The 26,697-nt window shown below is 47.8% G+C and carries 26 protein-coding genes; 4 read left to right on the forward strand and 22 right to left on the reverse strand.

The genetic code is table 11. The features are described 5' to 3' along the window. Positions 1 to 11: 11 nt before the first annotated feature. From KD145_RS13780 to KD145_RS13860, 17 genes are all read right to left on the reverse strand, one after another. Positions 12 to 1,094 carry a TlpA disulfide reductase family protein gene (locus KD145_RS13780; RefSeq protein ID WP_249219832.1) on the reverse strand — a complete coding sequence of 361 codons (1,083 nt, stop codon included), beginning with the start codon at positions 1,092 to 1,094 and terminating at the stop codon, positions 12 to 14. A gap of 157 nt (positions 1,095 to 1,251) precedes the next feature. Beyond that, positions 1,252 to 1,845, reverse strand: coding sequence for a bifunctional phosphoribosyl-AMP cyclohydrolase/phosphoribosyl-ATP diphosphatase HisIE (hisIE, locus tag KD145_RS13785; RefSeq protein ID WP_212006435.1), 594 nt, complete (start codon positions 1,843 to 1,845; stop codon positions 1,252 to 1,254). A 24-nt stretch (positions 1,846 to 1,869) separates the two neighbouring features. Next, on the reverse strand, positions 1,870 to 2,625 hold the full coding sequence (hisF, locus tag KD145_RS13790) for an imidazole glycerol phosphate synthase subunit HisF (protein ID WP_212006436.1): 756 nt from the start codon (positions 2,623 to 2,625) through the stop codon (positions 1,870 to 1,872). A gap of 12 nt (positions 2,626 to 2,637) precedes the next feature. Beyond that, complete coding sequence (hisA, locus tag KD145_RS13795) at positions 2,638 to 3,777, reverse strand: 1-(5-phosphoribosyl)-5-[(5-phosphoribosylamino)methylideneamino]imidazole-4-carboxamide isomerase (RefSeq protein WP_212006437.1); 1,140 nt, start codon at positions 3,775 to 3,777, stop codon at positions 2,638 to 2,640. Between the two features lies 1 nt (position 3,778). After that, the gene (hisH, locus tag KD145_RS13800) at positions 3,779 to 4,372 is read right to left on the reverse strand and encodes an imidazole glycerol phosphate synthase subunit HisH (protein ID WP_212006438.1); all 594 of its coding nucleotides are present in this window, start codon (positions 4,370 to 4,372) and stop codon (positions 3,779 to 3,781) included. A 135-nt stretch (positions 4,373 to 4,507) separates the two neighbouring features. Further along, positions 4,508 to 5,281, reverse strand: coding sequence for a tryptophan synthase subunit alpha (gene trpA, locus KD145_RS13805; protein WP_212006439.1), 774 nt, complete (start codon positions 5,279 to 5,281; stop codon positions 4,508 to 4,510). A 7-nt stretch (positions 5,282 to 5,288) separates the two neighbouring features. Then, the gene (gene trpB, locus KD145_RS13810; protein ID WP_212006440.1) at positions 5,289 to 6,497 is read right to left on the reverse strand and encodes a tryptophan synthase subunit beta; all 1,209 of its coding nucleotides are present in this window, start codon (positions 6,495 to 6,497) and stop codon (positions 5,289 to 5,291) included. A gap of 21 nt (positions 6,498 to 6,518) precedes the next feature. Continuing rightward, positions 6,519 to 7,151, reverse strand: a complete 633-nt coding sequence (locus tag KD145_RS13815) for a phosphoribosylanthranilate isomerase (protein ID WP_212006441.1) — start codon at positions 7,149 to 7,151, stop codon at positions 6,519 to 6,521. 7 nt (positions 7,152 to 7,158) lie between these two features. Then, complete coding sequence (gene trpC, locus KD145_RS13820; protein WP_212006442.1) at positions 7,159 to 7,959, reverse strand: indole-3-glycerol phosphate synthase TrpC; 801 nt, start codon at positions 7,957 to 7,959, stop codon at positions 7,159 to 7,161. A 4-nt stretch (positions 7,960 to 7,963) separates the two neighbouring features. Continuing rightward, the gene (trpD, locus tag KD145_RS13825; RefSeq protein WP_212006443.1) at positions 7,964 to 8,956 is read right to left on the reverse strand and encodes an anthranilate phosphoribosyltransferase; all 993 of its coding nucleotides are present in this window, start codon (positions 8,954 to 8,956) and stop codon (positions 7,964 to 7,966) included. Positions 8,957 to 9,008: 52 nt separating this feature from the next. Beyond that, positions 9,009 to 9,578, reverse strand: coding sequence for an aminodeoxychorismate/anthranilate synthase component II (locus KD145_RS13830; RefSeq protein WP_212006444.1), 570 nt, complete (start codon positions 9,576 to 9,578; stop codon positions 9,009 to 9,011). Between the two features lies 1 nt (position 9,579). After that, on the reverse strand, positions 9,580 to 10,992 hold the full coding sequence (locus tag KD145_RS13835; protein WP_212006445.1) for an anthranilate synthase component I family protein: 1,413 nt from the start codon (positions 10,990 to 10,992) through the stop codon (positions 9,580 to 9,582). A gap of 242 nt (positions 10,993 to 11,234) precedes the next feature. Continuing rightward, positions 11,235 to 12,371, reverse strand: coding sequence for a bifunctional histidinol-phosphatase/imidazoleglycerol-phosphate dehydratase HisB (gene hisB / locus KD145_RS13840; protein WP_212006446.1), 1,137 nt, complete (start codon positions 12,369 to 12,371; stop codon positions 11,235 to 11,237). Next, positions 12,368 to 13,444: a histidinol-phosphate transaminase gene (gene hisC, locus KD145_RS13845; RefSeq protein WP_212006447.1), complete on the reverse strand. Its 1,077-nt coding sequence runs from the start codon at positions 13,442 to 13,444 to the stop codon at positions 12,368 to 12,370. The genes hisB and hisC overlap by 4 nt, the downstream gene beginning before the upstream one ends. A 24-nt stretch (positions 13,445 to 13,468) precedes the next feature. Continuing rightward, complete coding sequence (hisD, locus tag KD145_RS13850) at positions 13,469 to 14,731, reverse strand: histidinol dehydrogenase (RefSeq protein ID WP_212006448.1); 1,263 nt, start codon at positions 14,729 to 14,731, stop codon at positions 13,469 to 13,471. Positions 14,732 to 14,742: 11 nt separating this feature from the next. After that, positions 14,743 to 15,597: an ATP phosphoribosyltransferase gene (gene hisG, locus KD145_RS13855; RefSeq protein ID WP_212006449.1), complete on the reverse strand. Its 855-nt coding sequence runs from the start codon at positions 15,595 to 15,597 to the stop codon at positions 14,743 to 14,745. Between the two features lie 197 nt (positions 15,598 to 15,794). Then, positions 15,795 to 16,313 (reverse strand): exonuclease domain-containing protein, encoded by a 519-nt coding sequence (locus tag KD145_RS13860; RefSeq protein ID WP_212006450.1) that lies wholly within the window; start codon positions 16,311 to 16,313, stop codon positions 15,795 to 15,797. A 439-nt stretch (positions 16,314 to 16,752) separates the two neighbouring features. Here KD145_RS13860 and KD145_RS13865 point away from each other — a divergent pair, with 439 nt between their 5' ends. The 3 genes from KD145_RS13865 to KD145_RS13875 are packed head-to-tail and all read left to right on the forward strand — an operon-like array spanning position 16,753 to position 18,426. Further along, positions 16,753 to 17,172 carry a LexA family transcriptional regulator gene (locus KD145_RS13865; protein ID WP_245957484.1) on the forward strand — a complete coding sequence of 140 codons (420 nt, stop codon included), beginning with the start codon at positions 16,753 to 16,755 and terminating at the stop codon, positions 17,170 to 17,172. A gap of 15 nt (positions 17,173 to 17,187) precedes the next feature. Next, on the forward strand, positions 17,188 to 17,670 hold the full coding sequence (locus KD145_RS13870; RefSeq protein WP_212006451.1) for a hypothetical protein: 483 nt from the start codon (positions 17,188 to 17,190) through the stop codon (positions 17,668 to 17,670). Positions 17,671 to 17,673: 3 nt separating this feature from the next. Then, positions 17,674 to 18,426: an SOS response-associated peptidase gene (locus tag KD145_RS13875; protein ID WP_212006452.1), complete on the forward strand. Its 753-nt coding sequence runs from the start codon at positions 17,674 to 17,676 to the stop codon at positions 18,424 to 18,426. A gap of 156 nt (positions 18,427 to 18,582) precedes the next feature. Here the strand turns inward: KD145_RS13875 and KD145_RS13880 are convergent, their stop codons facing one another. Next, a complete protein-coding gene (locus KD145_RS13880; RefSeq protein ID WP_212006453.1) occupies positions 18,583 to 20,571 on the reverse strand; it encodes a hypothetical protein in 1,989 nt (662 codons plus the stop codon). A gap of 710 nt (positions 20,572 to 21,281) precedes the next feature. On the opposite strand from KD145_RS13880, the gene rhuM reads away from it, so the two are divergent. Then, complete coding sequence (gene rhuM, locus KD145_RS13885) at positions 21,282 to 22,259, forward strand: virulence protein RhuM/Fic/DOC family protein (protein WP_249219833.1); 978 nt, start codon at positions 21,282 to 21,284, stop codon at positions 22,257 to 22,259. A gap of 13 nt (positions 22,260 to 22,272) precedes the next feature. Here rhuM and KD145_RS13890 read toward each other — a convergent pair whose 3' ends face one another. The 4 genes from KD145_RS13890 to KD145_RS13905 all read right to left on the reverse strand — a co-directional run bounded on the left by KD145_RS13890 (position 22,273) and on the right by KD145_RS13905 (position 26,680). Then, positions 22,273 to 22,881, reverse strand: coding sequence for an RNA polymerase sigma factor (locus KD145_RS13890; RefSeq protein WP_212006454.1), 609 nt, complete (start codon positions 22,879 to 22,881; stop codon positions 22,273 to 22,275). 97 nt (positions 22,882 to 22,978) lie between these two features. After that, positions 22,979 to 23,566 carry a collagen-like protein gene (locus KD145_RS13895; RefSeq protein ID WP_212006455.1) on the reverse strand — a complete coding sequence of 196 codons (588 nt, stop codon included), beginning with the start codon at positions 23,564 to 23,566 and terminating at the stop codon, positions 22,979 to 22,981. A 59-nt stretch (positions 23,567 to 23,625) separates the two neighbouring features. Then, the gene (locus KD145_RS13900) at positions 23,626 to 24,654 is read right to left on the reverse strand and encodes a type IX secretion system membrane protein PorP/SprF (protein ID WP_212006456.1); all 1,029 of its coding nucleotides are present in this window, start codon (positions 24,652 to 24,654) and stop codon (positions 23,626 to 23,628) included. A 34-nt stretch (positions 24,655 to 24,688) separates the two neighbouring features. Beyond that, positions 24,689 to 26,680, reverse strand: coding sequence for an OmpA family protein (locus tag KD145_RS13905; protein WP_212006457.1), 1,992 nt, complete (start codon positions 26,678 to 26,680; stop codon positions 24,689 to 24,691). Positions 26,681 to 26,697 lie beyond the last annotated feature (17 nt).

Here is a 26,697-nt window from a genome sequence, read left to right on the forward strand (position 1 = left end):
TTGATAAACGGCTATTTCAGGATTTCCTGCAGTTTCTGTTCCAGTTCTTCACCCCGCAGATTCCTGGCAATAATAGTACCATCGGGGCCTATCAGCATATTGGCAGGGATGGAGTTGATACCGTATTGCTGGGCCACTTCATTGCCCCAGCCTTTCAGGTCAGATACCTGTGTCCAGGCCAGACCATCCGCTTTAACGGCCCTCAGCCAGCGTTCCCGGTCATTATCCAGGGATACGCCCAGGATAGTGAAGTTTTTGCTTTTAAACTTGTTAAAAGCCTTTACTACATTGGGATTTTCCTGTCTGCAGGGACCACACCAGCTGGCCCAGAAATCTACCAGCACATATTTACCGCGGAAAGAAGACAGTTTCACCTGATTACCTTTTTCGTCTTCCTGGGAGAAATCCTCCGCAGGAATGTTGACAGCATTGGTTTTCAGACTTTTTATATAGGCGGTTACACTGCCGCCGTAAGCACTTTCCTGAATGGTTTTATCCAGCGAGGAAAACAAACGCTGAAATTCGGCTGGTTCCACGCGGTTACGCAGCTCGTTCATCATCAGCCAAATGCTGGCAATATTTTTCGGGTGGGTAGTGATAAAGTCGGTACCCGTTTTTACGATGTCCTGGCTGAACTGGTCGGCTTTCTTACGGAAAGCATTTTTTGCCGACTCATCTTCCGGGTTGATTTCCCTTGCTTCCTGATTAAGTGTCTGCGCTCTTTTGATCAATGGGTCAAAAGCCTTCTGATAGGCCTGCATGGCGAGTGTATTGTCATTACCCTTTATCGCTGATGCAATCGGATAAGCTGCTGTAGTAGTGGTAAAGTGGATGGCGTCCGGACCAGACACAAACAGCATAGGATAATTCACATCCTGCAGTATCAGGGCGTATACGGCAGGCTCCTTGCCAGCCTTTACCTTGAAGGAAAACTGCTCGTTCTGGATGGTCAGGGAGTCGTCCGGATTATTATCCTGGTCGTCAAACAGATAGATCTTCTTGCCATTACCACCTTTCACGATTCCGGATACCTGCTGAGCTGAAACACCGGCAGTTATCAATGCACCTGCCATTAACAGGAAAATTCCTTTCATTATAAATAATTTTAATCAGTTAGATGGGACGTAATTTACGACAATTACAAAATACGAATTGCGCATTACGCACGAAAGAATAAATATACACAAAAAGATTCATGCATATTCATCGAACATTCTGCGCAATCCGCAATCCTGGATTTTTGAGGAATCCTTATTTATGTCTTTCTTTTAACACCTTTATAACGTCGACCAGGGTAAAACCTTTGGCCTGCAGCAGTACCAGGTAGTGATAGAGCAGGTCGGCCGATTCGTTCAGGAAAAGTTCATCATTATTATCTTTGGCTTCTATCACCACTTCCACAGCTTCCTCCCCTACTTTCTGCGCCACTTTGTTGATGCCTCTGGCAAACAGCTGGGAGGTGTAGGATTTGTCGGAAGGATTGTTTTTTCTGTCGGTGATAATGCTTTCCAGCTTTGCCAGGAAATCATTGCTGGCATTAACTTCATTCCAGCAGGTGTCAGCGCCGGTATGACATACGGGGCCTACCGGATTGGCTTTGATAAGAATGGTATCAGAGTCGCAGTCAACCTTGAGGTCCTGCAGCAGCAGGAAATTGCCGCTTTCTTCTCCTTTGGTCCACAGGCGTTGTTTGGAGCGGCTGTAGAAGGTGACTTTATTTTCAGCGAGGGTTTTGTCGAGTGCTTCGCGGTTCATATAACCGAGCATGAGCACCTTGCCGGTGGCGGCGTCCTGTATGATGGCCGGTACCAGGCCATCGGCCGATTTTTCAAAATCTATCTGCATGATAACATGTTTCAGAGGATATACTTAAAATCTGACATTCACACCTTTCTGGTAGAGGAAGGTTTTGAGTGCCTGTATTTCTATTTCTTTATAGTGGAAGATACTGGCGGCCAGCGCTGCATCAGCCTGGGCATTTTCGAATACGTCCACGAAATGTTGCATAGTGCCCGCACCTCCTGATGCAATCACCGGCACATGCAGGTTTTGTGACAGCTGCGCCGTAATGTCGAGTGCGAAGCCCTGTTTGGTGCCATCGTTGTTCATGGAAGTGAGCAGTATCTCTCCCACACCACGGTCCACCGCTTCTTTCGCCCAGTCATATGCTTTACGGTCAGTTTTCACCCGGCCTCCGTTGAGGTATACGTACCAGTCGCCCTCTTCAAAACGGGTATCGATGGCCAGTACAATACACTGACTGCCAAACTCCCGTGCCAGACGGTCCAGCAGTTCCGGATTTTTGAAAGCAGCAGTATTAACGGATATTTTATCGGCACCGGACTGCAGCAGTGCACTTACATCTTCCACCTCAGCAATGCCGCCACCTACGGTAAACGGAATATCGACGTGGCGGGCGATGCGGGACACCAGTTCAGACAGTGTTTTTCTTCGTTCATTCGTCGCCGTTATATCCAGAAATACCAGTTCATCAGCTCCCTGTGCTGCGTATAAAGCGCCCAGCTCAATAGGATCGCCGGCATCCCGGACATTTTCGAAATTAACGCCTTTAACGGTACGACCGTCTTTAATATCCAGACAAGGTATGATACGTTTGGTAAGCATACAATAAGTTATTTACAGGAATGATTTTAATTCCGCTGTTGAAATTTTTCCTTCGTAGATCGCTTTGCCGATGATCACGCCACTACAGCCAATCTCCTGCAATGCCGCCACATCACCGATATGGCTTACGCCTCCGCTGGCCACAAAGTTGATACCGGAAAACTGTGCAATGATCTTCTTATACAGCTCTGTGGAAGGGCCTGCCAGCAGACCGTCCTTAGCGATATCAGTACAGAAGATATTATGCACGCCACGGCTGATATTATCTGCCAGGAAATCAAACACAGACAGGTCTGTCGTTTCCAGCCATCCGCCTACGGCGAGCTTCTCATCTTTCACATCTGCGCCCAGGAATATTTTATCAGCGCCGTAACGTTCTACCCAGCTGAAAAACAGCTCCGGTGATTTCACGGCCACACTACCAATGGTAGCCAGGACAGCACCACATTCATATACGATCCCCAGGTCTTTATCTGTTTTGATACCGCCGCCAAAATCCGTTACCAGTGAGGTTTTACCGGCAATATTCTCCAGCACTTTCCAGTTAACCACCGCTCCCTTTTTGGCACCGTCCAGATCTACGAGATGGAGGCGGCGCACACCCAGTGCTTCAAACTCCTTCGCTACTTCCAGCGGATGTTCGTTGTACACTTTCTGCTGGCTGTAGTCGCCCTGGGTAAGGCGTACACATTTTCCACCGATGATATCAATGGCCGGAATGATCTCGAATGTTTTGGCTTTGGACTGCTCCAGTGGTAATTCCATTCGTATGAAGTTGATTCCCCCTTTTATAAAATAATTGCCCCGGGCAACATACCCGAGGCGGTCGTAAAAAGAAACTGCCGTATCACGGGCATTACACCAGAGCAGTTTGATTTTTTCCTTCCGGCAGATGTCCACCAGGTGTGCCAGTACTGCTTTCCCATAACCCTTGCCCTGGGCCGCCGGCAGTGTGGCCAGCTTACGGAACTGTGCCTCTTCCCTACCCATGAACAACGATACTACCGTGACCAGCTGACCGCCATCAAATACCCCGAAGTGAAGGCCATCTTCATCCTGATCTACCTTTACTGTTTCCAGCGATGCATCAGGATACAAAACATCCCGGCGCAACGACAAGGTATCTTCTACACTAATCCTTCTGATTTCCATCTTACAAGTTCAAAAAGTTTTCAATAATACGGGCGCCACCTGCTGAAGACTTCTCCGGGTGGAACTGTACCGCGTAAAAATTATCCTTCTGCAGTGCCGCACTGTAGTTGATCACATAGTTGGCCATTGCTACCGTGTCTGCACCGAGCGCAGCGTAATAGCTATGCACAAAATACATGTAGGCATTTTCCGGCACATGTTCAAACAGCACGCTGTGCAGGCCGGTAATATTGTTCCAGCCAATCTGTGGTATCTTCAGCAGGTTTTCCACCGGAGAGGTAAACCGTTTTACTTCCACATCAAAAATACCCATGCAGGGGGTATTATTTTCTTCCGAGTGGCGGCACAACAGCTGCATACCCAGACAAATGCCCAGCACAGGCTGTTTCAGGCCGGTGATCAGTTTATCCAGGTTCCTTTCCTGCAGGTAACGCATGGCGGTGCTGGCTTCGCCAACACCAGGAAAGATCACTTTGTCAGCCGACAGGATCTCTTCCGGATTATCCGTTACAATGCCAGTTACACCCAGACGCTCCAGCGCAAACTGCACAGAGCGGATATTACCGGCGTTGTATTTTATAATGACCGTTTTCATTTCAATTACGAATTACGAATTGCGAATTACGAATGATGAATGACAACCAACGAATGAAGAATTACGAATTACAAATTATAAGCGAAGATATTAGTGATAGTCCTTCATTCATAACCTGTAATTCGCAATTTGTAATTATTTTTTGATGGATTCAATAAAGGTACGCACTGTTCCGTCAATATCCCTGCTATGTTCTACTGCTTTGATAAAGGCGGTACCGATGATGGCGCCGTTGGTATACCGGGTGGCCGCATCAAAGGTAGCCTTGTCTTTGATACCAAATCCGATCAGCACCGGATTGTGGAGCTGCAGACCCTGCAGGCGTTCAAAATAAGCCTGCTGGCCAGACATATCCTTGTCTTTTCCGGTGGTGGAAGAAGAAGATACCGCGTACAGAAACCCTTTGCTGAGACCGTCTATCTTCCGGATGCGCTCATCACTTGTTTCCGGTGTTACCAGAAAAATGAGGTGTACATTGTATTTTTCAAAGACAGCTTTATAGTCCGTTTCAAACTCTGCCATGGGCAGGTCAGGGATGATGAGGCCGTCTATACCTGTTTCCGCACATTTTTTCACAAAGGCTTCCACACCGTACAGCAGTACCGGGTTGAGGTATCCCATCAGTATAACGGGGACGTGTATACGTTCACGGAATCCTTCCAGCTGTTCAAACAGTTTATGAAGGCTCATACCGTTTTTCAGTGCGCGGGTGCTGCTGTCCTGGATCACGGGGCCATCGGCCAGCGGATCGGAGAAAGGCATGCCCAGCTCGATGAGGTCTGCGCCATGTTGTTGCAGGGCGGTCATCACCGGCAGGGTATCATTCAGTTCCGGGAAACCGGCGGTGCAATATATATTCAGAATACCGTTTGGTTTGGAGGCAAACAGTTGGTCAATACGATTTTGCATAATCCATTTATTTATTCATGTGACGGATATAGGTATCCAGGTCTTTATCACCGCGGCCGGAGAGACATACTACCACGACATCATCAGGGTTGAGTGGCAGGTCTTTCAGTTTGGCCAGTGCGTGGGCAGATTCCATGGCGGGGATGATACCTTCCAGTCTGCTCAGCTCATAACCGGCGGCCAGGGCTTCTTCGTCGGTAGCGTCGAGGAACATGGCGCGTCCTGTTTCATACAGATGGGCGTGCATGGGTCCTATACCGGGATAGTCGAGGCCGGCGGAGATAGAGTGTGGCTCTACGATCTGTCCGTCTTCCGTTTGCATGAGCAGTGTTTTGCTGGCGTGGATGATACCGATTTTGCCCAGCTGTGTGGTGGCAGCGGAGAAACCGCTGTGCACCCCTTTACCACCTGCTTCTACTGCCACCAGCTTTACGGATTCTTCATCGAGGTAATGGAAAAATGCGCCGGCAGCGTTACTACCGCCACCGATACAAGCCACTACATAATCAGGGTTGGCGTTGCCGGTTTTGGCCAGCAGCTGTTTTCTGATTTCTTCACTGATCACTGACTGGAGCCGGGCCACCATATCAGGGTAAGGATGCGGACCGGCAGCGGTACCCAGGATGTAATGTGTATCCACCGGGTTGTTGATCCAGTCACGGATAGCCTCGTTGGTGGCGTCTTTCAACGTTTTACTACCGCTGGTGGCCGGCACTACGGTAGCGCCGAGCATTTTCATACGGGCTACGTTGGGTGCCTGTCTTTCGATATCGATGCTGCCCATATAAACCACACATTCCAGTCCCATGAGCGCGCACACGGTGGCGGTGGCCACGCCGTGCTGACCGGCACCGGTTTCTGCGATGATACGTTTTTTACCCAGGCGTTGGGCCAGCAGTATCTGTCCGATGGTATTGTTTACTTTATGGGCACCGGTATGGTTCAGGTCTTCTCTTTTAAGATAGATCTGTGCCTTGTATTTTTCAGATAAACGTTTGGCGAAAAATAATGGGGAAGGGCGGCCTACATAGTCCTGCAGCAGTGCTTCAAACTCCTGCTGAAAGGATGGGTCGCTGAGTATTTCCATATATCTGCGTTGCAGTTCGTCCACGTTGGGAAACAGCATCTCAGGGATATAGGCGCCACCGAACCTGCCATAATAGCCATTCTTATCTACCTGATATCTGGATTTGCTGGTATCAATTGCAATGTCCATGACTAATATTTTTTTATTTGATTATTTAGTTATCTGACGCACATCGTCCACAAACTGCTTCACCTTGTCCAGTTGTTTAATGCCGGGAGCCTCTTCGAATTTGCTGTTGATGTCTATTGCAAACAGGGCAGGCAGCTGTAAAGTGCCGATGATGGCCGCATCTTCCGGAGCGATACCGCCGCTCAGCAGGAAAGGATGATCAAACGGATACTGCTGCAGCAGCTCCCAGTTGAACCGCTCTCCTGTGCCACCATAGCCTTTTTCGGAGGCTGTGTCGAAGAGGAAATAATCCGTTACCGGCACAAAGGCGGCCAGCTCCGTTTCCCAGTTAACGTTTTTGCCTATACGAAAAGCTTTGATGACCGGCACTATTTCCCGGATGGCGGCGCAAAATTCAGGTGTTTCATCACCATGCAGCTGTACCATATCGAGGGCATAGTCTGTTACGGTACGTTTTATCTGTTCGGCGGATGCATTCACAAATACGCCCACTTTCCGGATACCGGTGGTTTCCCGGACGCTGCGGGCATCTATCCTGCTCGCTGCAAAGCGGGGCGACCGTTCGTAAAAGATAAAACCGGCATAGTCTACCTGATTGGCTACGAGGCCCTGCAGGTCGTTGACTCTTGTGATACCGCAAACTTTAATACGCATGATGTGATTATTTAGCCTGCAGATCGTTTAATGTCTGCACAAAATTTTCAAAAGCATGGGCCGGATCTTCCTGTTTCATGAAATGTTCACCGATCAGGAAACCCTGGAAGCCGGCAGCTTTCAGCGTTACGATGGCAGCAGGATCATTGATGCCGCTCTCTGCTACTTTTATTTTATCGGCCGGTATTTTAGGCGCCAGTTCGCAGGAGCGGTTGAAGTCTACCTTAAACGTCACCAGGTCGCGGTTGTTGACACCTACCAGGTGCGTATGTGCGGTCACTTTTTCCAGCTGTGCTTCGCTGTGCACTTCCAGCAGCACTTCCAGTCCGAGGTTATGCGCAAACTGCGCCAGGTGCGCTACCTGTGCGGCATCCAGACATTCAGCGATCAGCAGTATCACATCAGCACCGATGGCTTTTGCTTCGAGAATCTGGTATTCATCGATCACAAAATCCTTGCGCAGGATGGGTATCTGATTAAAGCTGCGGGCCTGTTGCAGGTCATCTGAAGAGCCACCAAAATATTTTTCATCTGTGAGCACTGACAGTCCGGAGGCACCATAGCGGGTATAAGCCGTAGTCACCTGTTGAACGGTCGCTTCACCGTTGATGAGTCCTTTGGATGGAGAACGTCTTTTGAATTCTGCTATGATGCCGGTTTTATCCGGGTTCTGCAGGAAACTGCGGAGCGACAGGGGCTCGCGTTCAAACATAGACGTCTGCTGCAGTTCTTCCGCACTGCGTTGCAGTTTGCGGGCAGCTACTTCTATCTGTTTGTGGGCAACTATTTCTGCTAAAATATTTTTCATCAGCTTACTGTAATTCAATCAATTTTTTAAATGCTTTATGGGCATTTCCTGATTCCAGGGATTCTACGGCAGCGGCAAAAGCATCTTCGTAGTTGTTGTATTTATCGAGGCTGTAGAGACCCATAGCGGCATTGGCCAATACTACGGAGTTCTGCGCCCAGGTGCCTTCTCCTTTCAGTATCTTCATAAAGATCTTCGCGGCTTCTTCCACCGTGTTGCCACCATAGATATCTTCCGGATGTACTTTACGTTTACCCAGTTGTTCAGGTGTCATGACCTGTTCACCGGCGTTGGTGATAATCTTGGTATCAGCAGTCAGTGATATTTCATCATAGCCGTCGAGGCTGTGTACGATCACATATTTTTTATCTGTTTGCTGGAACAGATAATTGTACACACGAGCCATTTCGAGGCTGTATACGCCTATCAGCTGGTGTTGGGCGAAGGCTGGGTTTACCAGCGGGCCGAGCATGTTAAAGAATGTGCGGATACCCAGTTCACGACGGATGCCGGCCACATTTTTCAGTGCCGGATGGAACAGCGGCGCGTGAAGGAAACAGAGGCCGGCTTCTTCCAGCTCTGTCCTGAGTTTGGCGTCGTCTGCCTTAAACTTATAGCCTACCAGCTCCATGAGGTTGGAAGCACCGCTGATGGAAGACACGCCGTAGTTGCCGTGTTTGGCCACTTTACCACCGGCACCTGCTACGATAAAGCAGGACAAGGTAGAAATATTAAAAGTATTTTTTGCATCACCGCCGGTACCTACGATGTCCAGGACATCGTAACCATTGAGTTTTACAGGGATGCACAACTCCAGGAGGGCATCACGGAAGCCCAGCAGCTCATCGATGGTGATGCTGCGCATAAGGAACACGGTCATGAAAGCAGCCAGTTCGCTTTCGTTGTACATGCCTTTGGAGATGTTAATGAGAATATCTTTGGCGCCTTCGCGGCTGAATGTTTTATGTTCAAACAGATAGTTAAGTATCTTTTTCATACAGACTGATGTATTTAAAGTGATCAATGGGAGTAAAAAAATGGCGGTGAGACTATAATTCCAGCCAGTTTTTCAGCATTTGTTCTCCCAGGGGTGTGAGTACACTTTCAGGGTGAAACTGCACACCGCTTACATCGTACTTATTATGTTGCAGGGCCATGATAAAACCGTCTGCATCTTCTGCCGTGAGGATGAGGTCTGCCGGCAGGGTAGCTTTGTCGATCACCCAGGAGTGATAACGGCCGGCCTGAATATCGCGGGGCAGGCCATTGAAGATGCGGCCGGCATCGGATACTATTTTTACGTTGGTGGCCACACCGTGGTACACTTCCTTCAGATTGATCAGCGAACCGCCAAAAGCCTGACCGATAGCCTGTAAACCGAGGCATACACCGAAGATGGATTTGGTAGGTGCATATTCCTTTATCAGCGGCAACAGCAGGCCTGCCTCTTCCGGAATGCCAGGGCCGGGAGATAAAATGATCTTATCGTAATCGTTCACTTTTTCCAGGGGAATTTCATCATTGCGGACAACGGTCACCTTGCCGTTAATCAGCTTCTCCACCAGATGAACGAGATTGTATGTAAATGAGTCGTAATTATCGAAAACCAGGATGTTCATATCATATTTTTTGTGCCAGCAGAATGGCTTGTTTTAATGCATTGAGTTTATTACCTACTTCTTCCAGTTCGGAGGAAGCTACCGATTTGGCCACCACACCGGCGCCTGCCTGGTAGTAAAGTGTGTTCATCTTGCTCAGCATGGAACGGATCATAATAGCGTGATTGAAGTAGCCATTGAAACCTACCACACCGATACAGCCGCCGTAGAATCCGCGGGCAGTGGGTTCCAGCTCATCAATGATCTGCATGGCCCTATATTTAGGTGCGCCGGAGAGCGTACCTGCCGGGAAAGAAGAAGCGAGCAGGGAGAAGGGGTTGGTTTTAGGATCTACCTTACCGATCACTTCGCTCACGAGGTGGATCACGTGGGAATAATACTGTACCTGGCGGTAGGTCGATACTTCCACATCGGTAGCATTTCTGCTGAGGTCATTACGGGCCAGGTCTACCAGCATCACGTGCTCTGCATTTTCTTTAGGGTCCTGAAGAAGTTTATCTGCCAGCGCTTTATCCTGCGCATCGTCGCCGGTACGGCGGAAAGTGCCTGCTATCGGGTGAATGGCGGCCACACCGTCTTTAATCACTATTTGTGCTTCCGGAGAAGAACCCATTAATTTATAATCGCCGTAATCGAAGAAGAAGAGATAAGGAGAGGGGTTGATAGAGCGGAGAGCGCGGTACACATTAAATTCATCGCCGGTGAAAGATTGCTGGAAGGCTCTGGAGAGTACCACCTGGAAGACATCTCCGCGAAAACAGTGTTGTTTGCCTTGTTCCACCATTTGCATGTATTCCGCGTCCGTCATGTTACTGGTTTCTTCTCCGGCGGTGGCGAAAGGATAGCCGGGTGAATCTTTGTGGCGGATCAGTGATTCTACCAGGTCAAACTCACTGTCTATGCCTTCTACCTGGTTCTCACAAAGGAATAGTTCATCCTTGAAGTGATTGATGGCGATCACATATTGGTAAAACCGGTATCGCATCAAAGGTATCGGAGCATTACCGACCTTTTTATTTTTGTTGAATTCTATAGTTTCGAAGAACTGTACTGCATCAAAAGTAGTGTATCCAAAGAGGCTCTGGGCCATGGGTACCGGCTGGTTGCCAGTGAAGGTATAGTTACCCAGGAATTTCTCCAGTTCGTCCAGCACTTTTTGTGTGTCTTTCAGTTCCTTTTTCTCTACCGGCAGGTTGGGATATTTGAACTCAAAGTGGCTGGTGGAGGTGACTTCAATACCGGCGATGGGTTTTATACAGATATAGGAATAGCTGTTTTCGCTGGCGCGGTAGTCCGTACTTTCCAGGAGGATAGAGCCGGGAAACTTATCCCGCAACCGCAGATAGATGCCCACTGGCGTGAAGATGTCTGCCAGCATCTGTTTGGATCTCGTTTTTACTTGAATGGTACGCATAATATTCAGGGTAAAAGGTGTTTGCATTTGTTAAAAGAAAAGGCCTAAAAAGCCGAAAGGCCCGCTGTGTAACAGCGAGCCTTCCAATTATATTTCAGACGAAACATGGCACTGTAACACAGATCAGGGATTGATTCCGTGCCACCACCAATGTTTATTTGTCATGATATTTTTCATAGCGAGACAAAAATGAAACTTTTTTATAACAAATGCAAATTTTTTTTTGTCACGCAAAGGCACGCCTATAATAAGCCTTTGGTACTTGGCAGCTGCATATTATATGGATTACGTTTTACTGCCATCCGTACCGCTTTGGCAAAACATTTAAAGATCGCTTCTATTTTATGATGCTCGTTCTGTCCTTCTGCTTTGATATTAAGATTAGCTTTTGCTCCGTCGGAGAAGGATTTGAAAAAGTGGAAGAACATTTCGGTAGGCATCTCCCCTATCTTTTCCCTTTTAAATTCCGCCTCCCATACCAGCCAGTTACGGCCGCCGAAGTCGATGCCCACCTGTGCAAGGCAGTCATCCATCGGCAAACAGAAGCCATATCTTTCGATGCCACGCTTATCTCCCAAACCCTTGGCAATGGCTTCTCCCAGCGCAATACCGGTATCTTCTATCGTATGGTGCTCATCGATGTGCAGGTCACCATTGGCGGTAATATCGAGGTCTATGGAACCATGGCGGGCGATCTGATCAAGCATATGATCGAAGAAACCCAGGCCGGTGTGAATGTTGGCCTTACCACTGCCGTCAAGATTCATCCGGATGGTAATATCGGTTTCATTTGTTTTTCGTATATGCGTTACCGTTCTGAGGCCCAGCTTCAGGAATTCATAAATACGGTTCCAGTCGGTAGACTCCAGTGCTATCACTGACTGCAGCGCCTGCACATCGTCGCTGATTTCAGCATTGCCAAGGCCATTGCCTTCATTAAGCCAGATAGCTTTGGCGCCCAGGTTTTTAGCCAGCTGCACATCGGTGATACGGTCACCGATCACGAAAGAATTGGCCAGGTCATACTCTTCCGTAAAGAAGCGGGTAAGCATGCCTGTGCCTGGCTTGCGGGTAGGAGCATTCTCTGCCGGGAAAGTCCGGTCGATGAATATTTCGCTGAACGTCACGCCTTCATTTTCAAAGGCTTTGAGGATCATATGCTGTGCAGGCCAGAAGGTATCTTCCGGAAAAGAATCGGTACCCAGGCCATCCTGGTTGGTAACCATCACCAGTTCGTAATCCAGCTCAGCTGCAATACGGGCCATGTTCACAAATACTTTGGGATAAAACTCCACTTTTTCCAGGCTGTCGACCTGGTAGGTAGGCGGTACTTCCTTTATCAGGGTACCATCGCGGTCTATGAAGAGCACTCGTTTCATGCGGATACCGGTGTTTCTGTTTTCGGATTATAGGATTTTAATGTTTCGAGCAGTTGCAGGTTTTCTGCCGGTGTGCCTACGGTGATGCGGAGGCAGCCCATACACAGTTCCACCTTGGACCTGTCGCGCACCACAATGCCGCGCTGAGTAAGGAAATGGTAGATCCCTTTAGCGTCTGTAGTCTGTACCAGCACAAAATTGGCATCACTGGGATATACCTTCAGTACCATAGGCAGCTGTTCCAGGCCCGCTGAGAGCAGGTCGCGCTCGATCACGATTTCGCGTATCCATTCATTCACCCGGCTTACGTTGTCCAGTGCCTGCAGTGCCAGTTCCTGAGTGGCCTGCCCGATGTTGTACGGTGGCTTCACCTTGTTAAACACATTAATAATATCTTCTCCGGCAAAAGCCATCCCTACGCGCAAACCGGCGAGGCCCCAGGCTTTTGACAGTGTTTGCAGCACTACCAGGTTAGGATATTCGGTCAGTTCCTGGATGAAACTTTTCTGACGGGAGAAATTGATATAAGCTTCATCAATCACTACGATACCGTCGAAGTTGTTCAGCACCAGTTCAATATCACTGCGGTGAATGGTGTTACCGGTAGGATTGTTAGGAGAACAGATAAAAACCAGTTTGGTGTTTTCATCGATGGCCTCTTGCAGTCCTTCTATATCCAGCTGAAAATCAGGTGTGAGGCTTACCTTACGGATGATCACATCATTGATGTGGGCGCTCACCTCGTACATGCCGTAGGTAGGCGGACAGAGCACTACATTGTCTATGCCGCCGGGGTTGCAGAAAGCGCGGAACAGCACGTCGATAGCTTCATCACTGCCATTGCCGATGAAGATATTCTGCGGCGGTACTCCTTTGATATCTGCCAGCTTGTATTTCAGCGGCCACTGCATAGGATCGGGATAGCGGTTGTAATTAACCGGCAACGGCGATCCGAAGCTGTTTTCGTTGGCATCCAGGAAAACGGAAGCTTCTCCTTTAAACTCATCTCTTGCGGAAGAATAAGGTACCAGTCGTTTTATATTTTCCCTGAGCAGGGATTCCAGATTAAACATTTTTTTATTTTGATATTTGGATATTTAGATTTGAATTCTGACAGACACTGCATTCTTATGGGCATCCAGTCCTTCAGCAGCTGCCATGGCTTCGATAGTAGGGCCGATCTGCTGTAATCCCTGCAGGCTGATTTGCTGGAAGGTAATTTTCTTTACAAAGCTATCCAAAGATACACCACTGTAAGCGCTGGCATAACCGTTGGTAGGCAGAGTGTGGTTCGTACCGGAGGCATAGTCGCCGGCACTTTCCGGAGTATAGTTGCCCAGGAATACCGACCCGGCGTTGACCACCTTATCGGCCACATTGAGCTCATTGCGGCAGGCCAGGATGAGGTGTTCCGGCGCATAGGCATTGAGCATGTCCATGGCGGTGTCTATATCTTTTACAAGGATCATTTTGCTGTTGTCGAGCGCGGCTGTGGCGATAGACTTACGAGGCAGCTTGTCCAGCTGTGCCTGCAGGGCTTTTTCCACATCAGCGAGCACTTTTTCGCTGGTGGTTACCAGCACCACCTGACTGTCTGGTCCGTGCTCTGCCTGTGAGAGCAGATCGGCGGCCACAAAATCGGGTACGCAGCTGTCATCTGCGAGCACGGCCACTTCAGAAGGACCTGCCGGCATATCGATGGCTACGCCTCTTTTATTAACCAGCTGTTTGGCGCAGGTCACATATTGGTTGCCTGGTCCGAAGATCTTGTATACGCGGGGCACTGTGGCTGTTCCATAAGCCATGGCACCGATAGCCTGTACCCCTCCTATTGTAAACACCCGCGATATCCCTACCAGCTGGGCTGTATACAGGATGGCCGGGTGCAGCGACGGCGTACAAAGGATAATTTCCTTACAACCTGCTATGGTGGCCGGAATACCAAGCATCAGGATAGTAGAAAACAACGGAGCGGAACCACCGGGAATATACAGCCCTACTTTTTCGATACCTACCGGTTTACGCCAGCATTGCACACCTGGCATGGTTTCGATGATCTGTGTTTTTTCCTGCTGAGCTTTGTGAAAAGTGGTGATATTGGCTGCAGCCTGCCGGATGGCTGCTTTCAGTGCAGGGTCCAGGGCTGCTTCAGCCGCAGCAAAGGCAGCTGGTGCCACTTCCAGATCGGTGAGCGTCACTTTATCAAATTCAGCTGCATATTTTCTGACGGCCACGTCACCATTGTCGCGCACATCGCTGAGTATAGCTTCCACTTTGGCTTCCAGTGCAGACGTGTCCATCACAGGGCGCTGCAACAAAGTGTTCCAGGTGCTTTTATCGGGAAATTTTATTGTTTGCATCCTATACTTTTTTAGATCACCATTTTTTCGATGGGCACGACAAGAATACCTTGTGCACCGGCTGCTTTCAGACTTTCGATGATATCCCAGAAATCATTTTCATTGAGTACGGAGTGAACAGAGCTCCATCCCTGTTCTGCCAAAGGCAGTACGGTAGGACTTTTCATACCTGGCAGCAGTCCGATGATATCATTCAGTTTTTCATTGGGTGCGTTGAGCAGGATATATTTATTGTTCTTTGCTTTTTTCACTGCCTGGATGCGGAACAGCAGTTTATCCAGCAGTATCTGTTGTTCCGGCTGGAGGTTGTGACAGGCGGCCAGCACCGCTTCTGATTTCAGGACGGTTTCCACTTCCTTGAGGCCGTTCATAAATAAAGTGGAGCCGCTGCTTACGAGGTCGCAGATAGCGTCAGCGAGGCCTATGCCTGGGGCTATTTCCACGGAGCCGCTGATTTCGTGGATTTCGGCCATGATGCTGTTGCGCTGCAGGAACTCATTCACGATCACAGGATAACTGGTAGCGATCCTGGTGTTTTCGAGATCCTTTACTGTACTGTATTCCATGGTTTTAGGCACAGCCATGGACAGGCGGCATTTTCCGAAGCCGAGCTTCTCTACAATGTTAACCTGCTTTTTCTTTTCCAGCACTACGTTTTCACCTACAATACCAATATCCGCCACCCCGTCTTCAATATATTGCGGGATATCATCATCACGGAGGAAAAACACTTCCAGCGGGAAGTTGCTGGCTTCCGTTTTAAGCTTGTTAACACCATTGTTAATGTCGATGCCGCATTCCTTCAGCAATTTGATGGAATCATCGTGCAGGCGGCCTGATTTCTGGATGGCGATCTTTAGTTTCATGATGTGTAAAAATAAAAAAGGGGCTTACCTGTTGGTAAGCCCCTGATGATGAATCTAATATGGTGGTTATACACATTATCATCCCAGCCTACCTGTGCGGTAAGTATGATGGTGATGATGGATATGTATGTTGATAATCATAATGTCGGGACAAAAATAATAAGTAAATCGGGAAATCAAACTTATTTTTTTGTTAATCACCATTTAATTTTCAGACCATATTCCTTTTTGAGTGTGAGCAGCGCTTCTGCGTTGCCTGTGGCGTCATCCACAGGATGATGGGTGTGTTTGGTCTTTCGCAGATGTTTAAAATTCTGAAAAGTATCTTTCACGAGTCCTTTATAAAGGCTGCCCAGATTTTGGGAGCTGTGACCAAAAGGATTGGCACCAGTGAAATGATGAAAGTACCAGCAAATGAACATCCAGTCGAACCCGTTATTATCGCTGATAAATACAGGGCGGTCTTTACAATTTTCTTTTAACCAGGCTGCAAAATCCTGCATCACCTTTTGTGGTTCATCAAACTGCAGGGTCTCTTCCCTGGTAAAGCCTGATACAGCCAGTGCTTCAGGAATATATTGTTCTGAAACGGGCTTCAGTTGCCCGTAAAAAGAGGTGTTGAGTGATTCATTGACCAGCACGGCGCCAAAAGAAATCATGGAATAATCACCGGGAATAGGCCCATCAGATTCTACGTCTACCATTATGTAAGCCATAGGTTAGTTTTTAAGTTTTAAAGGTCATTAAACAATGTTATTTACGGATAAAAGCCAGGTTATACTGTGCCATGTTGATTTGGTTTCCTGCTGTGGATGGGGATCTTCGCGGCTGATGTCTGGTATGGAGACTTTAAACAGTAATATTATCAAGTATTAACATCTGCACAGCAAATTACATAAAATAATTTATTGCTGTTTTATTCCCCGGAAATTCCACCGCAGCAGACTGCGACAGCTGTTCAGTAGCCCAAAAATATCCCTGCGCCTGTTTTAGCAGTCAAAGCAGTCATTGTGCTGATTTGCTGTAACTTAAGCGCTAGCAGCTGCAGCCGCGGTTCTACGTCTTTTGCAAATGATCTGTTAACGGATTTTTTCAACTAAATTATTTAGCTTTATTTTGCTAATAAAATTAGCAAACATTAAAAGCGATAGTAGTATGGAAGCATTGAAGTTGAGTGAGCTGAATATGACCCTGCCATTCTTTGACACGACTATACCCGCGGGCCTTCCCTCACCTGCGCTGGATTATGAGCCGGAAGAGATTGATCTCTCCCGCATTTTACAACCTAATCCCCACCAGTCTTTTATCATCCGGGTTAAGGGCGACAGTATGACCGAAGCCCATATCCCGGATGGTTGCCTGGCGGTGGTAGACCGCTCTATTCGTCCTTCCACCGGGGATATTATTGTGGCGGTCCTTAATGGAGAGTTTACCATCAAACGGCTGGTAAAGGCTGGGCGTAATTGGGTTTTGCATCCGGAGAACCCTTTTTACAAACCGATTGTTATAACGGAAGAGGCTGATTTTCAGGTATGGGGTGTAATCACCGCTGTGATAGTAGATATGCGTAAATAGAGAAACGACAATGTTATGCACAATCCGTTAGTATTATTATCAGCTGCGCTGTTATCAGCGCTGCTGCGGGAAGGGTTTACCATTTTTGTACGGCAGTCTTATCCTGCCGGCGAATCACCTTCCGATGCACACATAAAGGAAGTATTGCTGATCACACCTTATAAGGATATCGCTGCGGCCAATGCACATTTTCAGCATATACGGTTTGACCGGCGAAAATATATTTATCAGTCGTTCCATCCGGAAGAAGTGGAGAAGCTGTATACTGCTGCTTCGCAGCCTACAGGATATAAAATTTACGTAGCGCTGATTGCCGGCGACAAACAAACACCGGACAAACAACTGGCACCTGTCGTACGACAGTATATCAGCCGCCATACCCAATGGCCGCCCGAAAAAACCAGTGCCACGTTGTGTCTGCATTACGGGGATCTATATATTTCGCTGCGATATCAGCATGAAGAATTAAAAGTACCTTTACCGGCAATCGAAAGTTAAAACATGTGTTACGATATCGCCCTTAATGCCAACCTGCAACGGATACTGAAGTCGGTACCGCTGTTAAAAACAGCAGGCAATCTGGACCTGAACTTCGACACCACCTATCATAAAATAGGGATGTCTTTTCCACAATGGCCGGTGATTGTTAACAACAACGGCCTGAAAGTGGACAAATACACCTGGGGGCCTGTTCCCAAGCTGCTGGACACGCTTGAAAAAGTTAAAAGACAGCGGCAAATGTATCTTAATGCGCGCAGTGAAAAAGTGCTGGAAAGCGGGACCATGTGGAATGCCATCCGGCATCAGCGTTGCCTGATACCGGTCACCGGCTTCTTCGAATACCGGCAGATACCCGAATGGAAAAATAAAGTAGCTTACTATATCCATTCCAAAGAGCAGGATGTTTTTCTCATTGCGGGCTTATGGGCCTATTCCAACTCCTGGGATGTGGACAAGCCGGAACGTATCCCTACGTTCACCCTGCTGACACGCGCCGCTAATCCCGTGATGCGTCAGATACACAACGGAGGCGACAATGCCGGCAGGATGCCGCTTATGCTGCCGAATGAACTGGCCCTGCAATGGATAGAGAAGGATGTAACTGAAACGGATATACGTAATATCATTCAATATGAATATCCGGCAGAACAGCTGGAATACTGGCCTGTCAATTCTGTCCGGAAAGTAAAGCCGGACGATGAAACCGTGATCGCCAGAGCTCTATATGAAGGGTTACCTGAACTCAGCCTGTAACAAAATACTACTGCCGGTGAGCAACTGCATACCGGCAGTCCTGCGTATCCCCGGCCCTGCTTCTCTTCAACAGGCATGGGTAGCTGCCGGAGTAAGAGACCGGTACCGGGAATACGGGGACAACATTTATAACCGGGCAACTAACCCATTGTTTTCTCAGGGTGCCAGGCAGAAAGCAATAGAGGATTCAGCATCCAGCTGACTCTGACGACTATGGCCGTTAATAACAGTGGACGCCACATACAGGGATTCTGCAAATGCCGCTACACCCGGACAGTTATTCAGCAGGTCAGACACATTCTTTATCAGATCCTGTCCATGCACCGGAGCAGGGAACAAAGCACCTGAATCGGCGTATACCCCACCATTCAGTCCTTTTATAATATTGAAAGACCAGGTGGCAAAGCCCTGCGGATGAGCTGCAGACCAGCGCAATGTTACCTGATCTGTTGCATTCATATATTTCAGATAGCCGCAACCGTTAGCCGGATGTGTATTCAGCAAGGGGACATCGAGGCTGGCCACACACTTCTCGTTATTGATCAGCAACTTATTAGTCATAGAAGACACCTGTACATGCGCTGCATCGTAGAACTCTACTATGAGCGTATGCTGTCCGTTGGACACGGTAGTACTCTCGAGCAGGCAGCCCAGGTCTGTATTGTAATACATAGCAGCCGGATTGTGTATGTTATAGAACCCGCTGACATCCGGCTTTTGTAATTCGATGATATCATAATACCCGTTGGTGGTGTTCAGGCGTAAGTCGTTCCAGGACTCGAAACGGGGGCTACCATCTATCAGCACCTTGTAATATTTGATGCCGCTGCTCCAGGCATTGTAATGATCAATATTTACCGGCAGGGTACCACCAAAAGGCGAGTCTTTCGGGAACTGGAAGGGGTAGGCCGGCTGTGTGGTTGTATCGGCCTTTCCTACGGCTGTAATGAGGTTCCAGGGCACAAAACCGATTCCCTTGTACCATCCGGTGCCGGTACCAGCCATGAGGGCATACTGGTCTACTTCGCTATTACAGCATACACAATAGCTGCCGGGCTGTGTGGCCACTATACTGGAAGGACGGGAAGCTGTGTTACTGATAAACAGGTTGACATTATTTGTTGTTTTGGTAACATCCACGCTGGAGATGCGGTTGGCCGGATCCCGTTCTGCCACCAGCAGCCGGCTTTCTGTGCTGTCTGTCCAGGTGAGGAAAAACGGAGCAGTCAGTCCACCTGCGATGAGTATTTTGATACCGGTGCTCAGTTCTATACGGCTGATGCCGGAGAGACCCTGTTCTGTTACGTATGCAAAAGACAGGTCTGAAGACAGGGTAAGCCCCACGGGGAAGTTAAGTCCGCTGTAGAGTACTGTTTTAGTGCCTGTAGTGAGGTCTATGCGGAACAGGTTACCCGGGTTAGCATATTCCACGACATAAGCTGTCATATGTGCTTCGTCCAGCCACAGCTGTTGCGGGGCGGTTAATCCGGAGCATACTACCGTAGCGGCGGCACGGTTGGCACTGGCAAGATTTACTTTCATAATATCGCCGCTGCGTTCCGAAACAAAGGCGGTTTGTTCATTGGCCATCACCGCAATATCTTCCGGATTAGTATAACCGCTGCCGATACGTTTATACGTTGGGTTTAGTTTGTAGGTTACCCATTGTACCTTGAGGTTATAGCCATACGCTACTACCATCAGTTTACAATAATTGCCTTCCCGGGTATGTACACAAAAGACATCTCCATTGACCAGTTTATTGGAAGCATCGTTGTTACCGATAATAGGTGTATTGGAATAGTTGTACGACTGTAAAACGGCGGGTGTGATCTGGTTGAAATCCACTATACCCAGATTGACGATCTGTGCATTGCCTTGTGGCACCATCTGCCTTTTTACCGTGTCTATCTGTTCCCACCAGATATCAGCCGTGGCACCGGCACTAACGTTGGTACCGGTTTCACAATCAAACAACCAGGTACCTTTGATATCTGTAGTACCCTGGGAAATAACGACTGCTGAAACAGGAGCGAGGTCAATGGTAGAGATGAAGCCGTCGTATTCCACAAAGATGAGCTGGTTCTTATTTTTCAGATAGCGCGAACCAATAGCGCCAGCGAGATTAGCTGCTAACATTTTCATGACATGGGGTTTTTAAATTGAAATGAAATTCTGCACAAGACACACCTGCACTGAGGTGTACCTTTATGTTTTGGGGAATTGTAGGTGAATAAAACAGGTGCTGTTTTCCGGAAACTGCGGGTACGAAATTACGGAATCAGGAACGAATAAAAATGTTAAGCATATACGCAATTTCTGATTGCGTATATACACGTAAAGTGTAATATCTGTAGGGAGGCGTTTAATTGTAATCACTCCTGCCGATCTATCGGCAGGTCCGGCGTGAAAATCCGCTCAGGATGAAATTTCAGGAACAGGACGAAGGGGTTTTAAAAAGTTTCTTAAAGCCTTATGATATTGGGTTACGGGACTTTTTATAATGCTAGCTAAATATGGGATGATTTTCTATTTTTTGAGCTGTCAAGGATTCCTTGACAGCTCAAGACAAGCCATGACAGAGAATTACAAACGACACAACAACTAACACAACGACCAAACCAGCCACCACAAAGAGATACAAAGCAAACTAAAAACATTTAACTTATAAATAATTAATATTGAGCAATATATATTAAAATAATAAGTTCATATATTTGGATCTACAAAAATGATTCTTAACAAGGAAAAAATGATGCAACAGCTCTTATATTCAAAAAATAGGGCAGCATTTATATATCATTAACAAAAGCCATTTCTTTATGTTCCATATTACTGAAATAAAAAATAAACTTATGCTTATTTATCAAACAGAAGATGGACAAACCTCTATTGAGGTCAAACTTGAAGACGATATGATCTGGCTTACCCAAACCCAGATGACTGAATTGTTTGAACAAACCAAACAAAATATCAGTCTTCACATTAAAAACATTTACAAAGAAGGTGAGCTCAACAAAAATGCAACGGTCAAGGAATACCTGACTGTTCAAGCTGAAGGAAAAAGACAGATAGAAAAAATTACAAGCTACTACTCCCTCGATGTAGTCATATCCACAGGCTACCGTGTAAAATCCCGACGAGGTACCCAATTCCGTATCTGGGCCAATAAAATACTAAAAGATTATCTGATAAAAGGCTACGTCCTGAACGAGCAACGCCTCAAGGAGCAAGGTGATCAACTCGTCACTCTTAAAAACACGATACGGCTGATGGGCAATGTACTGGAAAGTAAACCGCTCAATACAGACGAAGCAACAGGACTGTTAAAAGTGCTTACTGATTATGCCTACGCATTAGACGTCCTGGACAAATATGATCATCAACAGTTAACCATACAGGGCACTACCTCAGATACACTTTTCCGTATTACCTATTCAGCAGCTATGGGAGCCATTCACGGATTAAAGGACAGATTTGGTGGCAGCACCCTGTTTGGTAACGAGAAAGATGAATCTTTCCGCAGTTCGCTTGCAGTAATCTACCAAACTTTTGATGGCAAGGAATTATATCCAAGCATTGAAGAAAAGGCAGCACATCTGCTGTATTTCGTGATCAAAAACCACTCCTTCTCAGATGGTAACAAACGTATCGCCGCCTTTCTGTTTGTTTGGTTTATTGAGAAAAACAATTTATTGTACAGAGAAGATGGTTCCAAACGTATCGCAGACAATGCTTTAGTAGCCCTGACACTGATGATTGCGGAAAGTAAAGCCGACGAGATGGAGATAATAATCAAAGTGGTGGTTAACCTCATCAATACCCTCAATTAAAGCGCTGTCTTTCTTATATATACCTGCTTTGGACTTCTCCTTCTCCCTCCCCTTCCACCAACATCTGCTTCCTTAAGTTCATCAATGCATACCTTACCCTTCCCAATGCAGTATTAATACTGATTCCTACTGTCTGTGCCATCTCTTTATAACTCAGGTCTGCGTAGTAGCGTAATATGACCGCTTCCCGCTGTACGGTTGGCAGCTGGTCCAGCAGCGCATTGATCTCCTGACTGGTTTCGTGGGCGATCAGGTGATGTTCAATGCTGTGTTCCATATAGTCCAGGCTATCACCCATTTCATCGTTGTAGCCGGCCACTACTGTCTTAGACCAGGAATTGACCTTACGGAAATGGCTGATGCAGCAGTTGTGGGCTATACGTACCGCCCAGGCCAGAAACCGGTTATTGTCTGAATACTGCCCGCTATGCAGGGCATTGACTATCTTGATAAATACTTCCTGAAAAATATCTTCGGCCAGGTCACGGTTGCGGACCAGGAGTACAATGGTGGTATATAATCTGTTTTTGTGACGATGCACAAGGGTTGTAAAGGCCTGGTTATTGCCGGCGATATACATACGGATCAATTCGTGGTCCGTAAAATCTTGATACTTGTTCATACACAGGTTTCAATCGTTAAAAAATAAAAGCTTCAGTATACGGTCTCCCTTGAAAGGGAGACCATTATTTCTATGCTGGAGGCTATGAGTAATTAACCTAATCTTCCAGGTGCAGGGCTTCCTTCACCTGACCATAATTTTTCCAGTCGAAAGTGCTGGCAGAGCGGGCAGCAATACCACCAGGTACTACTACATATCTGTATTGATAAATTTTACCGCTGGCAGTAGTTCTCGTACCAGGGTTGGCGTTAGATACCACCGTAATAGCTTTATTACCTGCTACATAACGGATAATAACACCACCCTCGTCGGTATAAGGCAACACTACAATCCTGGGCTGTAATGCTGTACCCAGATTGATATACACATTCACCAGCGCATTACCCAGCAGGATAGAATCAACTTTAGGCGTTGAGATCACGGCACCATAAAGAACAGTGTCTACACCCCCGCTGGAGTTGGGTGCCGTTTGAATTCCCTGAAACTGAACATCCAACCAACCAGAATAAATCACATTGGCAGAACCGGGCAAACCAGAATCCCCTTTAGGACCCTGAGGGCCTTTAGTACCGGCGGTTCCGGCAGGACCAGCAGGTCCCTGTGCTCCGTCTTTGGAGCAGGCAGCAAAAAATACAACTACAGAGAGAACCAGTGCATAGGGCATGCAACGCAATACTTGTTTCATAATTACAATTTGGATTTAAGTGTTTATTTTGATTGATATTTATTTGTTGGATGTAATTTTTACCAGACGTTTCTCGGACAGGTATCACCATATTTGTTACCCAGCAGGAACCCGATCATAATCTCATGAGATCCTTTACTGACCGTATTCAGTGAAGAAGCCGTATAGTCGTAGGAGTAACCAATGTTAAAAGTGGAATTGATATTCACCCCGAACATGGCCGCCACACCATCATGCAGGCGATAGGAAGCTCCCATCCAGAAACGGTCCCTGAACATCGCACGGGCATTCACATCCACACTCATCGGCATAGCGGTAATAAATTTGATCATCACCGACGGCAGTATATTGACATCATCGTTTATCCATAAACGATAGCCTGTGGTGAAAAACAGGTGTGGCACCAGTTTCCCCCGATAGAGGCTGTCGCCTACCAGCTTCCCGTTATCGTATCCGATGTTTTGCGGGATGATATTCTGCGCGGAGATGCCAGCGAAATAATCTGCTGAATACAACCATAACCCCGCCCCGATATCCGGGCGCCAGCGGTTCAGGATACCGGTACCATTGATAGCCGGGTCGTTTGGGTCCAAAAACCCCACCTTGCTGGCATCCAGGCTCACCTGCTGCATACCCAGTGACAGCCCTGCACTCAGACTGGTACGGGGCGACAGGTTGATATGATGGGCATACGCAGCGCTGATGGAAAAACGATTGAGTGGCCCGGCCTTGTCGTTCAGGATGGTCAGCCCTGCACCGGGATGTGGCGGTGGCGTAGTATAATCCCGCCAGTAAGCCTTTCCCCGCGGATTCTCACCCTGTATGTCGAAGCCGGTAGGTGATGATGTACTGTAGTCCGATTTGCGTAATGGTCCATGCACCGTGAAATAAGTGGTTACCGGCGAACCATTCAGCCCGGCCCACTGATGACGATGGCTCAGACGCAGGTCCCAGTAATTTTCTATTCCTGCTACCGCAGGATTGATGATGAAAGGATTCATAATATACTGTGTGTAATGCGGCTGTTGCTGGGCCTGTACACATATCACTATCAATCCCATCAAACCAGTTAACACAAACTTTTTCATGACTCAATGTTTTAGGTTAAAAACATATGCTCCGTTATTTCTTCAGCACAGTGAAAGTGGTCCTTCTGTTCTTCTGTCTGCCTTCCGGGTTGTCTGTGCCATCCGGCAGGGAGTTGGGCGCTATCGGCATGGAAGCACCATAACCTTTATAGGTAAGGCGGTTGCGGTCTATTCCTTTTTCTATCAGATAGTCTACGCAGCTTTTAGCACGGGCTTCCGACAGGCGCTGATTGTAACGTTTGGTACCGATACTGTCGGTGTGAGCACTCAGCTCTATCTCCATAGAAGGATTTCCATTCAGCAACGCCACCAGTTTATCCAGTGCGGTGAAAGATTCCGGTTTGAGGGTAGACTTATCATAATCGTAGTACACATCTTCAAGGGTAACCGGTGAAGGCGGTGCTACTATCGGTGTAAGGCACAACAGCGGCGCAGTAATAGCTTCCGCATCTTCATCTGCCGGCACATCTATCCGTTGAGTGGATGACGTATAACCGTCCGCGTTAGCAACGGCCACCAGCGGCTGATATTCATCCATAGTGAAGGCGTAACTACCGTCAGCTGCGGTGCTGCGGGTGGTGACTACCGTATGGCGGACCGTATCGATGATACGCACTTCCGCACCGGCTACCGGCGTATTACTATTGCAGGCCACTACCACCCCGCTGAGCTGCCGTGCGGGCCGGTCTTTATGCAGGAAAAACAGCTCCAGGCAACATTCGGCGGCTCTATCGGTCCCCAGCAGCACATCATCCAGCAGATTGCGGTTGTTGCTGCGGCTCGCGAAATAGATATCGTCTTTTACAGAGTTGACAGGATATCCCATATTGACGGGCGTTTGAAAGTTGCCTGGCTCTCCTTTGCTGCTGAAAAAATCGTAACCTCCCATCCCTGTTCTACCATCGGTAGAAAATACGAGGGTGCGGGTAGCGGCATGATAACAAGGCGCCTGCTCATTTTCGGCTGTATTGATCACTGTTCCAAGGTTGGAAGTACTTATAGGCTTACCTGTTTCATCGAGTACTGCACACCACAGGTCGAAGCCACCCTGTCCACCGGGCCTGTCGCTGGCGTACAGCAGATGTTTGCCATCCGGCAATACAAAAGGCTGCTGGGTGTTGCTGCCGGGCACGTTGATGGTTGCATCCAGCTGTACAGGCTCACTCCAGCTGTTGCCATTTTTACGGGAAGTCCAGATGGAGGTGATTTTTTTGCCATGATCGATATGCCAGCGGGTGAGGAACAGCTGCTGCCCATCCGGTGTGAGGCTGACAGCTCCCTGGTGCAGCAACTCCGGCTGCGCTAAGGTCAGCAGCCTGATATTGGACGCCTGCCCGTTGGCATAATCTGCGGTATAAACACGGTTGATATAACCTTTATTTCTATCAGGATCAGGACGGGTGGAAGTGAACAGCAGTGCTCCGTCAGCTGTCCAGCAGGGCGCATAACTGGCGCCTGTGGTATTCAGCGCTGCCGGGGCCTTGCGGACTTCATATTTTGATAAATCATTTCTTTTCAGCTGGCCGTTGATAAAGGACAGGTTATCCACCTCGCGGGCAGCTGCTGTACTATAGCCATCTTTGGAGCCATAACCATTCAGGAAATTCCGGAAGGCTTTTTCCGCGTCTTCATATTTACCCAATGCCCGCAGGGAAACAGCATAGTAGTATCCTGCCAGCGGGAAACTGTTTTTGTCAGCCTCCATCACGGTTTCATAATAAGGCGCCGCCTTTCCGTAGTTGTGCAGATTACGGTAACTCTCCGCCAGTTTATATACAGCCTGCTGCTCGCTACTTACCGGAGCAGCAGTTTTTCTGCTGGTAGTTACGGCGGCGTAAGGCTTGTAGGAATCACGCCGGAACGCCTTGTTTTTGGTGCCAAGGTATTTTTCATAATACTGCACAGCAGAGTTATAATCTTCCTTTTTATAATATTGATCGGCAGCTTTCAGGTAATCATAGGTAAATTGTCCATACGACACTAATCCTGCCAGCACCATGGAAGCGGTAACGAATATTTTTTTCATGAGATGCCTGTTACTTT

Origin of the sequence: Chitinophaga sp. HK235 (assembly GCF_018255755.1) — a bacterium.
Lineage (GTDB): Bacteria > Bacteroidota > Bacteroidia > Chitinophagales > Chitinophagaceae > Chitinophaga.